The following is a 13,877-nucleotide window of genomic DNA, read 5'->3' as shown; positions in this document are numbered from 1 at the left end:
TTAGGCCCTGCCTCTGACAACGCACCCGGCAGGACCTGCCCCCTCAGTTGTCGCCCTCCCGCTCCGCCAGGAACCGCTCGAACTCCCGCCCGATCTCGTCCGCCGACGGGATGTCCACGGGCTCGGCGAGCATGTTGCCCCGGGACTCGGCACCCGCCATCGCGTCGTACTGGTGCTCAAGGCCCTCGACGAGGTTGGTGAGCTCCTCGTCGCCCTCGCGGATCTGCCGGTCGATCTCGTTCTGGGTGCGGTGGGCTTCGGTGCGCAGGGAGTGCGCGATGCCGGGCAGGACCAGACCGGTCGCCGCGGTGACGGCTTCCAGGACGGTCAGGGCGGCGTCCGGGTAGCCGGAGCGGGCGATGTAGTGCGGCACGTGCGCGGCGACTCCCAGGACGTCATGGCCGGCCTCCATCAGCCGGTACTCGACGAGGGACTCGGCGCTGCCGGGCACCTGCGCCTCGTCGAAGGGGCTGCTGTGGCCGGGGACGAGGTCGGTGCGGTTGCCGTGCGGGGTGAGGCCGACCGGGCGGGTGTGCGGGACGCCCATGGGGATGCCGTGGAAGTTCACCGAAAGCCGCACCCCGAGCCGCTCCACGATCTCCTTGACGGCCGCGGCGAAGCGCTCCCACTCCACGTCCGGCTCGGGCCCGGACAGCAGCAGGAACGGCGCCCCGGTGGCGTCCTGCACGAGCCGCACCTCTATGCCCGGCACCTCATAGCCGGCCCAGCGGTCGCGCTTGAACGTCAGCAGCGGTCGGCGGGCCCGGTAGTCCACCAGCCGGTCGTGGTCGAAGCGGGCGACGACCTGGTGGGGCAGCGAGTCCAGGAGTCCGTCGACGATCTGGTCGCCGGTCTCGCCCGCGTCGATGTATCCGTCGAAGTGGTAGAGCATGACAAGACCGGCCGACTCCTGGGCGAGCGCCATGTCGACGACAGCCAGCCCCTTCGGCTCCCACGCGTACAAACCCTGCGGATCAAGCACAGTGACCGCTCCTCCTCGTGTCCGTACGTGACAACACCCTTACGGGCACGGGCATTCCCGGAGGAGGGGGCTCATTGATCTTGCCGGGTTGGACAGCCCACCCAGGGGCGCGGGGAACTGCGCGACAAGCCCCCACCGGCCGGCAGCCGAAAGTCAACCCACAAACGCCTGAGGGACCGCACCTCGAAAGGTACGGTCCCTCAGTCAGCTGCTAAGCCTCAGCGAGCCAGCGTTCAGCTCTGGCCCCCGGCCAGCTTCTCGCGCAGCGCGGCAAGCGCCTCGTCCGAAGCCAGCGCACCGGAGTTGTCCGGACCCTCGGAGGAGTACGAACCGCCACCCGCGGCCGGAGCCGCACCCGCGGTGTCGCCACCCTCGGCGGCAGCAGCGGCGTCGGCCTCGCGGCTCTTGATGACCTGCTGCTGGTGCTGCTCGAAGCGGGTCTGCGCCTCGGCGTACTGGCGCTCCCACTCCTCGCGCTGCTTCTCGTAGCCCTCGAGCCAGTCGTTGGTCTCGGGGTCGAAGCCCTCGGGGTAGATGTAGTTGCCCTGGTCGTCGTAGGACGCGGCCATGCCGTACAGGGTCGGGTCGAACTCGACCGAGGCCGGGTCGGCACCGAAGGACTCGTTGGCCTGCTTCAGCGAGAGGCTGATGCGACGACGCTCGAGGTCGATGTCGATGACCTTGACGAAGATCTCGTCGTTGACCTGGACGACCTGCTCCGGGATCTCCACGTGGCGCTCGGCCAGCTCGGAGATGTGGACCAGACCCTCGATGCCCTCGTCCACGCGGACGAACGCACCGAACGGAACCAGCTTGGTGACCTTACCCGGGACGACCTGACCGATCTGGTGGGTCCGGGCGAACTGCTGCCACGGGTCTTCCTGGGTCGCCTTCAGCGACAGGGAGACACGCTCGCGGTCCATGTCGACGTCGAGGACCTCGACGGTGACTTCCTGGCCGACCTCGACAACCTCGGACGGGTGGTCGATGTGCTTCCAGGACAGCTCGGAGACGTGGACCAGACCGTCGACGCCACCCAGGTCCACGAAGGCACCGAAGTTGACGATCGAGGAGACGACGCCGGAACGGACCTGACCCTTCTGGAGGGTGGTGAGGAACGTCTGGCGGACCTCGGACTGGGTCTGCTCCAGCCAGGCACGGCGGGACAGGACCACGTTGTTGCGGTTCTTGTCCAGCTCGATGATCTTGGCCTCGAGCTCCTTGCCCACGTAGGGCTGGAGGTCGCGAACGCGGCGCATCTCGACCAGGGAGGCCGGGAGGAAGCCACGGAGGCCGATGTCGAGGATGAGACCACCCTTGACGACCTCGATGACGGTACCGGTGACGATGCCGTCCTCTTCCTTGATCTTCTCGATGGTGCCCCAGGCACGCTCGTACTGGGCGCGCTTCTTCGAGAGGATCAGGCGGCCTTCCTTGTCCTCCTTCTGGAGAACAAGGGCCTCGATCTCGTCACCGACGGCGACGACCTCGTTGGGGTCGACGTCGTGCTTGATCGAGAGCTCGCGGCTCGGGATGACACCTTCGGTCTTGTAACCGATGTCGAGCAGGACCTCGTCCCGGTCGACCTTCACGATGACGCCGTCGACGATGTCGCCGTCGTTGAAGTACTTGATCGTCTCGTCGATCGCGGCGAGGAAGGCTTCCTCGTTACCGATGTCGTTGACCGCAACCTGCGGGGTGGTGGCGGTGGTCTCGGTGCTGCTCGTCATGTGGGAAAGGGCTCCGGTACGGACATTGAAGTCGTAGGTACTGCTACGCCGGGAGCCCGTATCGCTCTGAAGAAGCCGGACAGCCAAGGAAGCGCCCCACGAAATCCGTGGTGGCGCCTCGAAAACCGAGGGGACATACAACAGATGCGAGCGCAGCCTGCTACGTCTGAGGTGCGCAGGCCCGCAGCGCAACTTGTAGCATACGGGGGCAGCCGGACATGGTCAATGCGCGAAGGCGCACACCCGGGGCGGATCGCCCCATACCCGGCACACAACCTGTCTTCTGAGGCCACGCAGGCCTAGGAGCACCCCTCACGTGACACCACCGTGAGGGTCCGCGCCATTCAGGTGACGGAAGAGTACGACGAGGGAGCCGATCATCCAAGAGCACGAACCGGAGGCCACCCGGCGCGACGCCGATGTCGCGGAGAGTTCCCGTGCCAACCGGGGCTGGTGGGACCGCAACGCGGACGAGTACCAGACCGAGCACGGCACGTTCCTCGGCGACGACCGCTTCGTGTGGGGGCCCGAGGGGCTGGACGAGGTGGAGGCCGAGCTGCTCGGGCCGCCGGAGGACCTCAAGGGCAAGGACGTCCTGGAGATCGGCGCCGGCGCCGCCCAGTGCTCGCGCTGGCTGACCGCGCAGGGGGCCCGTCCGGTCGCCCTGGACATCTCCCACCGCCAGCTGCAGCACGCGCTGCGGATCGGGAGCGCGTTCCCTCTGGTGTGCGCGGACGCGGGCGCCCTGCCCTTCGCCGACGCCTCCTTCGACCTGGCGTGCTCGGCGTACGGCGCGCTGCCGTTCGTCGCCGACCCGGTGCTGGTGCTGCGCGAGGTGCGGCGGGTGTTGCGCCCCGGCGGCCGTTTCGTCTTCTCCGTCACCCACCCCGTCCGCTGGGCGTTCCCTGACGAGCCGGGCCCGGAGGGCCTGTCCGTCTCGGCCTCCTACTTCGACCGCACGCCCTACGTCGAGCAGGACGAGGAGGGCCGCGCGGTCTACGTCGAGCATCACCGCACGGTGGGCGACCGGGTGCGGGACGTCGTGGCGGCCGGGCTCCGGCTGGTGGACCTGGTGGAGCCGGAGTGGCCGGCCTGGAACACCTCGGAGTGGGGCGGCTGGTCGCCGCTGCGCGGGAACCTGATCCCGGGGACGGCGATCTTCGTGTGCGAGCGAAGCGAGATGGGGGCACCCCCGGCCGGAGGCTGGGGGAGAGACTGAGAGCGTGATCCGTTACGACGCCCTGGACGCGCTGCCCGTACGCGGCGCCCTGCCCGGTCTGACCGACGCCCTGGACGCGCACGGCACCGCGGTGCTCGTCGCGCCGCCGGGTACCGGCAAGACGACGCTGGTGCCACTGGCCCTGGCGGGGCTGCTGGGTGACGGTCCGGCGCGTCGGGTGGTCGTCGCCGAGCCCCGGCGGATCGCCGCCCGGGCGGCCGCGCGGCGGATGGCGTGGCTGCTGGGCGAGAAAGTCGGCGAGAGCGTCGGCTGCACGGTGCGCGGGGAGCGGGTCGTCGGACGGCACGCGCGCGTGGAGGTCGTCACGACCGGTGTGCTGCTGCAGCGGTTGCAGCGCGACCAGGAGCTCGCGGGCGTGGACGTCGTGATCCTCGACGAGTGCCATGAGCGGCATCTGGACGCGGACACGGTGGCGGCGTTCCTGTGGGACGTACGGCAGGCGCTGCGGCCTGAGCTGCGGCTGGTGGCGGCCTCGGCGACGACGGACGCCGAGGGGTGGGCGCGGCTGCTGGGTGGCGCTCCGGTGGTCGAGGCCGAGGGCGCCGCGCATCCGGTGGAGGTGGTGTGGGCGCCGCCTGCGCGTCCGGTACGGCCGCCGCACGGCATGCGGGTCGATCCGGCGCAGCTGGCGCATGTGGCGTCGGTGGTGCGGCGGGCGCTCGCCGAGCGCGCCGGGGACGTGCTCTGTTTCCTGCCGGGCGTGGGCGAGATCGCGCGGGTGGCCGGACAGCTGGGGGATCTCGGGGACGTCGAGGTGTTGCAGGTGCACGGGCGGGCGTCGGCGGCCGTGCAGGACTCGGTGCTGACCGGCGGGGAGCGGCGGCGGGTGGTGCTGGCGACGTCCGTGGCGGAGTCGTCGCTGACGGTGCCCGGAGTGCGGGTGGTCGTCGACTCCGGGCTTGCGCGGGAGCCGCGCGTCGACCACGCGCGTGGGCTGAGCGCGCTGACGACGGTACGGGCCTCGCAGGCGGCCGGGCGACAGCGGGCGGGGCGGGCCGGGCGTGAAGCGCCGGGGGCGGTGTACCGGTGCTGGGCGGAGGCCGAGGACGCCCGTCTGCCGCGGTTCCCGTCGCCGGAGATCAAGGTGGCCGACCTGACGGCGTTCGCGTTGCAGGCGGCGTGCTGGGGCGATCCCGACGCGTCGGGGCTGGCACTGCTGGACGCGCCGCCGGGCGGGGCGATGGCGGCGGCGAGGAGCGTACTGACGGCCGTCGGGGCGGTGGACGCGGAGGGGCGGGCCACGCCTCGGGGCACCGAACTGGCCCGCCTCGGGTTGCATCCGCGGTTGGGCCGGGCGCTGCTGGACACGGCAGGCGAGGGCGCCGAGGTAGTCGCGCTCCTGAGCGAGGAGCCCCCGAGGGAGTACGGCGACGACCTGGCGGCGGCGCTACGGGCGGCCCGTCGCGGCGGCGACGCGTATGCGGGGCGGTGGCGTGCGGAGGTGCGGCGGCTGCGGGCGAACGGCGGTGGTGTGCGGGCGCGGGGCGCGGACGACGGCGCGGTGTGGCAGGGCGGGGATGCCCACACGGCCGCGCGCGGCCTGGACGCCCGCACCTCGGCGCAGGGCGGAGGTGCCCGCCGTGCGGCAGAAGGTGGTGGCGAACGGACCCCGGCGCCCGGTGGAGACGAGCGGACCGCCGGGGTCGTCGCCGCCCTCGCCTTCCCCGAGCGCGTCGCCAAGGCCGACGGCGGTTCCTATCTCATGGCCTCCGGGACGCGGGCCGAGTTGCATGACGGGAGCCCGTTGCGGGGCGCGCCCTGGATCGCCGTGGCCGTGGCGGACCGGCCCGTGGGCAAGGGGCACGCGCGCGTGCGGCTCGCTGCCGCGGTGGACGAGGACACGGCCCGGTCGGCGGCGGCCTCGCTGTACCACTCGGGCCAGGAGGTCCACTGGGCCGACGGGGACGTCGTCGCGCGGCGGGTCGAGCGGCTCGGCGCAATCGAGCTGGCGGTCCGTCCCTTGCGCGACGCCGACCCCGTACTCGTACGCGACGCGCTCCTCGAAGGGCTGCGGCAGGAAGGGCTCGGCCTGTTGCGCTGGACTCCTGATGCCCTCGTGCTGCGGCAGCGGCTCGCGTTTCTCCGGCTGCGCCTCGGCGAGCCCTGGCCGGACGTGTCCGACGACGCGCTGCACGCGCGCGTGGACGAGTGGCTGGAACCCGAGCTGGGGCGGGCCCGGCGCAGGGCCGACCTCGGACGGATCGACGCGGGGCAGGCACTGACCCGGCTCCTGCCGTGGGCGTCCGGTGCGGCCGGGCGGCTCGACGAACTGGCGCCCGAGCGCATCGCCGTGCCGAGTGGGTCCAGAATCCGGATCGACTATGGGGATCCCGAGCAGCCCGTGCTCGCCGTGAAGCTGCAGGAGATGTTCGGGCTGCACGAGTCGCCGACCGTGGCCGGGGTGCCGCTCCTCGTCCATCTGCTCTCCCCCGCCGGGCGTCCCGCGGCCGTCACCGCCGACCTCGCCTCCTTCTGGAGGGACGGCTACCGAGCAGTGCGGGCAGAACTGCGTGGGAGGTACCCGAAGCATCCGTGGCCGGAGGATCCCGCAGCGGCGGAACCGACCCGGCAGACGACAGCCCGGTTGCGTCGGGGCTGAATGCCGGGAAGCGGAGGGTGTAGAGGCCGGTCGTGGTGAGGACGGCGACGCGCTCGCCGGGGAGCGGTGTCACGGTCTGGATCTCGGCGCCCACCGGGATACGTGCGGCCTCGGTGCCGCTGCCGATGTCAAGGAGCCGGAGAGTGTTGTGGTAGTCGACGGTGACGGCCACCCGGCGACCGCCCATGCGGTGCAGGTACAGGGATGAGGACGAGATCTTCTCTGCGTACCTCCAGATCTCGGAGCCGGAGAGGACGTCGTGGACCTTGATGCCCGTACCGAGGCTCACGTGCCCGACGACGGGTTTGCGGTTCCATTCGTCGAGGGCGATGGCGCCCGGCTGCCGGTGGTGGGCGACCGAGACGTTGACCGACTCACCGGGGCTGTCAGCGAGGTGGAAGACGGTGTTCCCGTCAGGCAGTTCGATGACGCTGAGGCCGCGTTCGTGAAAGTAACAGGCGACGTAGAGGCGGTCGGCGACGACACGGCAGGCGACCGCCCATGGCTCGGTGGGCAGGGGCGCCTCGCACAGGCGGCGTCCCGTCCGGGTCCAGACGGCGATCCGTGCGCCGAAGACGCCCAGCACGGCGGCGTGGCCCTGCCAGGTCACCGGCTCCAGCCAGCGGAGGTCGCCCGGCGGGGCGTCGCGGAGCATCAGGTACCGCCGGGGCCGGCCGAGCACCCGTAGCAGGCGTAGGCCCGGGTGAGGCTCATGGACGCCGGCAATCAGCAGCGGCTGACCGTGTGCACCCCAGACCGTGCGGCAGTGTCTCTTGCCCTCCCGGACCACGAGGTCTCCGGTCGCGGTGTCCAGACAGCGCACTCCTGCGCCGTCGCCGAGAGCCAGCACGTCCTGCCCGGCCACCCGCCCCTGGCTCAGCCGCGTGCCGAACAGCGCGGAGAACCGCCGGGGCTCGGTGTCCGCGCCACGGGTGCCGCCGAGCGGTACGGCCCACAGGGACACCCCGGAGTCCAGGAACTCGCCCACGGCCAGCAGGACCTCGTCGGGCGCGGTGACCGCGGCCACCATGCGAGGCATGCTCGGGATGTCGGCGTGCAGGACCACGGTGCGGCGCCCGGTGGCGTCGACCACCTCGACGCCGTTCATGTGCACGGTCATCCGGATCAGGCCGTTGCCCGTCGGCAGCAGGAACTCGCCGCCGTCCGTCACGGCCCGGCCGTCGGACACACAGGTCCACTCCTCGATCCCGGCTCCGTGGTCAGTGACAGCGTCCGTACGCGTTCTGGAGGACTCGAGTCGGTGGTCCTGCGTGGCGACGACCACGCGCCCCTCGTGGAGGAGGACGGCCTGCACATGCCTGCCGCGCAGCAACCGCCTGGTGCTGTCCAGGGTTCGCCAGCCGTTCCGAGGGTCCACGGTCCATCGGTGGACCTCCCGTGCGTCGTCCGCGGTAAGTCCGGCGCGCACCGCGGCGACCGTGATCGTGCCGTCACGGACCTCCATCACGAGTCGCCGGTTCAGCAGTAGGCCGGATCCGGCGCGCCAGGGCGTCAGTCGGCACAGCTCCTGCCCGGTGCGCATGTCGACCAGCCGTACATGGCCGTCGCTGTCGAGTGCGCCGGCCACCAGGGTGTCGGCGGCGGCCGTCAGGGCGACGCTCTCGGCATGCACCCCGACCTGGGTACCCCAGGGCCGTCGCCGTGAGACGTCCCAGACCTGAAGGCGATGCAGCGGGCCGCTTCTGCCCTTGAGGAGCGCCCAGCCGCCGGGGCAGGTCGCGATCTCCTCGATGCCCGCCGAGGACACCCCGGTCTCCCCGGCCGGCTCCGGCAGTTCGCCGAGCGGCTCGCACGTCTCGGTGTCCCAGCAGGTGATACGGCCTTTCTCCCCGAGTACCAGGATCCAGCGCCCGTCGCACTCGACCAGTGCGTGCGGCCACCCCCCTGACGGGAACCGCCCCAGTGACCGGTACGGGTACGGCGGGCTGGGCACATAAGCCCACTCCGCCCTCCACGGCTGGTCCGGAACCCGTACCGAGGTCGCGTCCGCCAGTTGACCGTCCCCCATCTCCAGGGCCGTCAGCCGCAGCAGCGCCGCCCTGGCGCCGACGTCGGTCTCCGCCACCAGGTGCGGCGCGATGCGCTCGTAACTGTCGCGAACGGCACGGGCCTTCGGCCGTCGCAGGCCGGGCAGGGTGCGCCGTAGCACGGCCGGGTCAGCGGCGACGAGAAACAGCGGGTCCGTCACCAGGTGGTCCAAGAGGCCGCCCGCCGAGGCGTGGCTGGGCAGGTGCTCGAGCAGGTAGGGGTCGGCGGCGGCCCAGTCGGGGCCCGTTCCGTCGGCTTTCGGCCGGACGAGGTCGGCCAGGGCTCGGGCGATGCTCCGCAGCAACTCCGCGGTGAGGCCGTCGCGCAGTTCATCGGCGAATGTCTCGTGGTAGAGGCGGTACACGGAGCGGCCGTGCCGGTCCACGTCCTCCACGATGTGGGAGCCGCCGCTGCGCAGAATCCAGTCCAGGTCACGCGGACCGACCGGGTCGCGGGTGAGGACGGAGGCGATGGCGCACCAGACGTCGCCCGCCGGCAGGCCGGTGCCCTCGGCCAGGGCCAGCGCCGTGAGCAGTCGCCGCCCGCGCAGCTCCTGCTCCTCGAACTGCTGCCGCAGCGCCCAGCGGAAGGCGGGTCCGGTGGGCCGGGGTGCCTCGGTGATGAGTTCGGGCAGGTGGTCCTGCCAGCCGGGGAGAGCGGTGTCGAGGGCGCTGGAGTGCTGGGCGAGGCACCGGGCTGCGAGCCGGGCGACGAGGTAGTTTCCGCCGGCGCGGGCTTCGATCGCGCGGGCCACCGGGTGGGCGGTCCGGTGCCGGTAAGGGCTGGTGCTGCCGGGGCCGTCGGGGGCGAGTAGGAGCTGGGTGGCGTATGCACGGACGTCGCCGGGGTGGGTCCACTGGGGGTCGTCAAGGTCGAGCCGATGGAACCCGGGGCCGAGGGCGGGGACGGCGTGAGGGCGCGTGCCGATCAGGATGTGGACGCGGGGGAGTTCGGAGAGGGGCCGCAACAGGTGTGCGGCGATGCGCTCCGGCTCGGCGTCGGTGCTGCCTGCTGTGCCCGCCTCGTCGAGCGCGTCGACCGCGATGTGGAGTGGGGTCCGGCGGGTGGCGAGGGCCTCCACGAGCAGGTCCGGGCTCTGCGTCGCCGGGTCGCCCGGGGCGATGTCGGCGGCGTCGGCGATGCCCGAGGTGATCTCCTCCAGGAGCTTGTGCCGGGCGTGAATCGCGGTGAGTGGGGTCCCGGCGGCGCGGGCGTCGAGGACGAGGCGGCCGATCAGCGCGGACTTGCCCACGCCGCCGCTGCCGGTCACCACCACGGACCGGCGGCTGTCGGGGTCGGTGGCAGTGAGCCAGGCGGTGAGTTCGGCGCACGCCTTGACCCGGCCGGTGAAGTAGGAGCCTGTGCCGCCGAGGGCGTCCGCGCCGCGGCCCCGGGGGTCGAAGTGGCTGAGGAGTTCGGTTCGGCGGAGGCGCCCTTCCCGGCTGTTCCAGGTGCGCTGTTCGTCGAGATCGAGGCCGGCCGGGAGGTCAGGGGCGTAGCGCGGGTTGGGGAAGAAGGGGAACCCCTCACCGCTGGGCAGCGTGCCCCAGGCGGCGTGCTGGAAGGGGCCGTCGGCGGCGAGAGCATCGTTGACGCGGTCGACGACCTGTTCGAGGTAGAGCTTGCGCTGGCGGTGGCCGCCGAGAGTGAGGTCGTTCACGGCGGACCGCAGCGCCCGGGCGAACGCGCCGTCCTCGGCTGCCTCTCCCGTGCGCGCGGCGGCGATGACGGAGAAGGCGGTGAGACGGCTCTCGTCAGCGGCGCGGGTACCGGTGAGCGCGGCCCCGAGTTCGTCGGCGATGCTGCGCGCCGCGTCCACACCGCCCTGTCCGGCGTAGCAGGTGTCGACTATGAGCAACAGTCGCTCGACGCCGCTCTCGGTGACGATGCCGACCAGGTCCTCGGTGGCGAGAGCGGTGCCGCCGAGCCTCGTGGGGTCGCTGTCGCGGCACAGTACGTAGTGCCTGCGGTGGTCGCGGTCGCCGTGGCCGGTGTAGTAGAGGACGAGGGCGTCGTCCATGCGGGCCTCGGCGGCGGCCCAGTCGGACAGTCCGCGGCGGAAGGAGTCGGTCCCGGCGTCGTGGAGGCGGTGATCCTCGCTGTAGCCAAGGGTTCGGAAGACCTCGGAGACGGTGTCGAGGTCGCCGGACACGCCGGGCAGGTGCTGCTGAAGGTCGTACGAAGAAGTGCCGCCGACCATGACGAGCCGACGAACTGGTGCCCGTTCCCCGAGCGGAGGCACCGGGCGTGGATCTGTGCCGGTCCCATGGGGCCCCGCACTGCGGTCACTGACGCTCACCGGCGACCGTCCGGCTCCGCGAGTGCGGCGGTGATCGCGGCTCCCGTCTCGGCCGCGGTGAGGTGGTGTTCGAGTGCGTGTGCCTGCCAGCCGTTGTCGACGAGGACGTCGCGGATGTGCCGGTCGCCGTCGTCGAAGAGGGGGCCCAGGCGCTTGGTGAGTGCGACGACATCGCGTCGGTCGCAGAGGTTGGTCCAGCGGTCGACGCCGGTCGGCCACTGTCCGCGCCCCTGCTCGGGTGGTGGGGTGAGCCGGTCGAACACGAGGTGCGGGATGCCCAGCGGTGAGCCGATCGTGACCAGGCTCGGCACCTGCCTTGCGGGCCGCGCAGCGAGTGCCTCGTAGGCGATGACGGAGCCGAGGGAGTGGCCCACCAGGACCCGGGTGTCGGGGCCGACGGTTGCGGCGACGGCCTCCTGGATGCCGGCTCGCAGGTCCGGTTCGGTGAGGTAGCGGCGCACCTGCCGCAGTACGCCGAGCAGGAAGCGGTCCCCGGCCCGGGCGAGGAACCGGCTTCGGGTCAGCGCGTACAGCGCGCGTTGCACGGTGTACGGGGTGGGCGCCTTGCCGGGGCGGGCGTCGGGTGGCGCCGGAACGCGCTCAGGTTCGAGCCGTGCCGCCTCGGTCCACCAGGCGAGCAGAAGATCGTGTTCGTACGGATCAAGTGGGTCGCGCGGATCCGGCAGCGGCTCGCCCTTGATGACCCGACCGCTGCCGGGTGGCCGGAACAGGTGGCCGTAGAAGGCGGTGGCGATGTCCGCGTCGTCGAGAGCCGGGCCGTCGGCGAGGCGGACGCCGTCGCGCAGCGCCGGCGCAACCGCGGTGTGCAGAGTGTGGGGGCCGAGGTACTGCTTGCCGATGCCGTGCACGATGACTATGGCGGCCATGCCCCTCCCCCGAGCGGTTGTGCTCAGGATCGTACAACTTGGGTTCGACCGTTAGGCGTTGACCGGCTCCGGCTCGCTGTCCTTCGTCGGCTCCGGGTCGCCCGGGCGGCGGCCGCGTGCCTCCAGCCAGAGGGAGAGCGTCAGGAGGAGCAGGCCGAGGGCCAGGAAGCCCCACGGGAGGTACGACGTCAGCAGCAGGACCAGCGTGCGGTTGGACTTGACCAGGTCCACCGTGGAGTCGATGTAGTCCTCGCGCATCTTCACGTGGCCGGCGAACGCCGTGACCCTGTCCCGGCCGCCGAGCAGGGTGCCGCCGCGGAGCTCCTCCTTGTGGATCTCCTCGCCGTAGACGGGTGCGCCGGTGAGGGGTTCGACCCAGAACTTGCGGACGGTGGTGTACCAGCGGGTCGTGCCGGTCTCGGCGACCGACTCCGGGGTGATGCCCTCGACCGGCATGGTCTTGGGGAAGTGGACCTTGGTCCAGGGGATGGTCTGCTCGAAGTAGTAGACGTCGACGCCGCGGAAGTTCTGGGTGCCCTTGTAGTGGATGGGGGCCGTGACACGTGCCTGGGCGTCGAAGTACTCGTAGTCCCGCTTCTCCGTCAGGAAGGGCCACTTGAACTCGATGCCCTGGCGTTTCACCGGGTCGCCGTCGACCATCTCGCCGGTGGCGTGGACGGGTTCCTGGGTGTGGGCGTCGAAGATGTAGCGCTCGGGGATCTTGGAGACCATCTTGCCGTCGGGGCCGACGACGTACGACAGACCGTCCCAGACGACGACGTCCCGCCCGGCCGTCTTCTCGATCTTCTCCGACTCCTCGACGTTGCCTTTCAGGGTCTGCACGATGGTGACCTTGGGTACCTTGCGGGCCTGCATGGTGCCGTAGTCGAGGAGGGTCGCGTCCTTCGCCTCCAGGACCATGTCCTGGTACTGGTTCGCCGGGATCTTGGCCAGGCGCGGGAAGGCGTACCAGCGCAGCAGCGGGGACAGGGCCGCGAAGAACACGGCGAGGGCGAGCAGGATCAGGCCGGCCTTGCGGCGCATCTCGGCCTCCCTCCCGGGCGGGCGGACGGGCGGTTACGGGTGTGCGGGCACCGTCGTCAGCAGCGGCTTCGGGGAGGTCTCACCGGCCGGTGAGCCCATCGCGGTGAGCGCCAGGACCAGGGCGAGCGCGACGGCGAGACCGGTCGCGGCTGCGATCAGGGCTCGCATACGGGCCTCCCGACGGGCCGGAACTGATAGGTCGTCAGATCTGGCACCGTAGCAACGGGTGGGCGAGATGAGAACACGTCGCACATGACGACGTCGCCCCTCCTCGGAGGGGCGACGTCATGGCTGTATGAGCGATTACGCGCTCGGAGTGGCCGACGGGCTCGGCGTCTGGGTCGACTCGGCCGCCGCGACCTTCAGTTCGACGGTCAGCGTCGCGCCGCCCGCGGTGTTGATACGGAGCAGGAACGTGCCCGTGGTGTCGTCGGCGTACAGCTTCGGCAGCTTGAGCAGACCGTTGGCGTCCGTGGTCAGTCCGGTCAGGGTGCGTACGGTCTTGCCGTCGGCGTCCTTGAAGTAGGGACCCTTGTCGTTCTCGGCCGGGTCGTCCGCCGACTTGATGAGCGTGGCGGTGGCGGCGACCTTGTCCGCCACGGCGCCCTTGTACGTCGCCTTCACCTCGACCTGGTCGGCGAACTCGCCGCCCGGGGTGCAGGTCAGCGCGGTCTCGCCGGTGCGGGTCAGGGTGTCGGCGGCGCGTTCGGTGACGGTGGCCGTGTAGTCGAGGCCGACGACGGTACGGCCCACGACGGAGGCGCGGACCACGAACTCGCCGGTGTCCTCGCCCGCCTTCAGCGCGGGTGCCACGACCTCACCGGCGCTGTCGGTGAGGGCGGTGGCGTACTTCTCGCCGGTGCTGAAGGTGGCATCGGTGTCGCCGGTGATGGTGAAGCGGATCCTGACCTTGGCGACCGCCTTGCCGGCCTCGGTCTCGGCGCGGCTGCTGATCTTCTGGGTGAAGGTGTCGCCCGCCATCGCCGTGAGCTTCGCGGTGCCCGCGTCCTCCAGGTGGTGCACGGTGTCGGTGGGGGTGGGCGGGGT

At 71.6% G+C, this 13,877-nt stretch carries 7 protein-coding genes and 2 pseudogenes; 2 read left to right on the top strand and 7 right to left on the bottom strand.

Annotated elements, in window-relative coordinates; translation table 11 throughout:
• Positions 1–43: 43 nt before the first annotated feature.
• Positions 44–982, bottom strand: a complete 939-nt coding sequence (locus L0P92_RS22715; RefSeq protein ID WP_234764663.1) for a PAC2 family protein — start codon at positions 980–982, stop codon at positions 44–46.
• Positions 983–1,215: 233 nt separating this feature from the next.
• Positions 1,216–2,712 carry a 30S ribosomal protein S1 gene (rpsA, locus tag L0P92_RS22710; protein WP_234764662.1) on the bottom strand — a complete coding sequence of 499 codons (1,497 nt, stop codon included), beginning with the start codon at positions 2,710–2,712 and terminating at the stop codon, positions 1,216–1,218.
• 376 nt (positions 2,713–3,088) lie between these two features.
• On the opposite strand from rpsA, the gene L0P92_RS22705 reads away from it, so the two are divergent.
• Positions 3,089–3,931 (top strand): class I SAM-dependent methyltransferase, encoded by an 843-nt coding sequence (locus L0P92_RS22705; RefSeq protein ID WP_234764682.1) that lies wholly within the window; start codon positions 3,089–3,091, stop codon positions 3,929–3,931.
• A 4-nt stretch (positions 3,932–3,935) separates the two neighbouring features.
• A complete protein-coding gene (gene hrpB, locus L0P92_RS22700) occupies positions 3,936–6,551 on the top strand; it encodes an ATP-dependent helicase HrpB (RefSeq protein ID WP_234764661.1) in 2,616 nt (871 codons plus the stop codon).
• Positions 6,552–10,188: 3,637 nt separating this feature from the next.
• Here hrpB and L0P92_RS22695 read toward each other — a convergent pair.
• The 5 genes and pseudogenes from L0P92_RS22695 to L0P92_RS22675 form a co-directional block, all read right to left on the bottom strand.
• A pseudogene (locus tag L0P92_RS22695) lies at positions 10,189–10,800 on the bottom strand (caspase family protein); the annotation flags it as partial.
• 95 nt (positions 10,801–10,895) lie between these two features.
• On the bottom strand, positions 10,896–11,786 hold the full coding sequence (locus tag L0P92_RS22690; RefSeq protein ID WP_234764660.1) for a lipase family protein: 891 nt from the start codon (positions 11,784–11,786) through the stop codon (positions 10,896–10,898).
• A 51-nt stretch (positions 11,787–11,837) separates the two neighbouring features.
• Entirely contained in the window at positions 11,838–12,830 is a 993-nt protein-coding gene (pgfA, locus tag L0P92_RS22685) for a cell envelope lipid trafficking protein PgfA (RefSeq protein ID WP_234764659.1), read from the bottom strand.
• A gap of 33 nt (positions 12,831–12,863) precedes the next feature.
• A complete protein-coding gene (locus L0P92_RS22680; protein ID WP_107438846.1) occupies positions 12,864–12,998 on the bottom strand; it encodes an SPW_0924 family protein in 135 nt (44 codons plus the stop codon).
• 135 nt (positions 12,999–13,133) lie between these two features.
• Positions 13,134–13,877, bottom strand: a pseudogene (locus L0P92_RS22675) (lytic transglycosylase); the annotation flags it as partial.

Origin of the sequence: Streptomyces muensis (assembly GCF_021474425.1) — a bacterium.
Taxonomy (GTDB): Bacteria; Actinomycetota; Actinomycetes; order Streptomycetales; family Streptomycetaceae; genus Streptomyces; species Streptomyces muensis.
The sequence above is the reverse complement of the archived record's forward strand: the minus strand, read 5'-3'. Positions and strand labels throughout refer to the sequence as shown.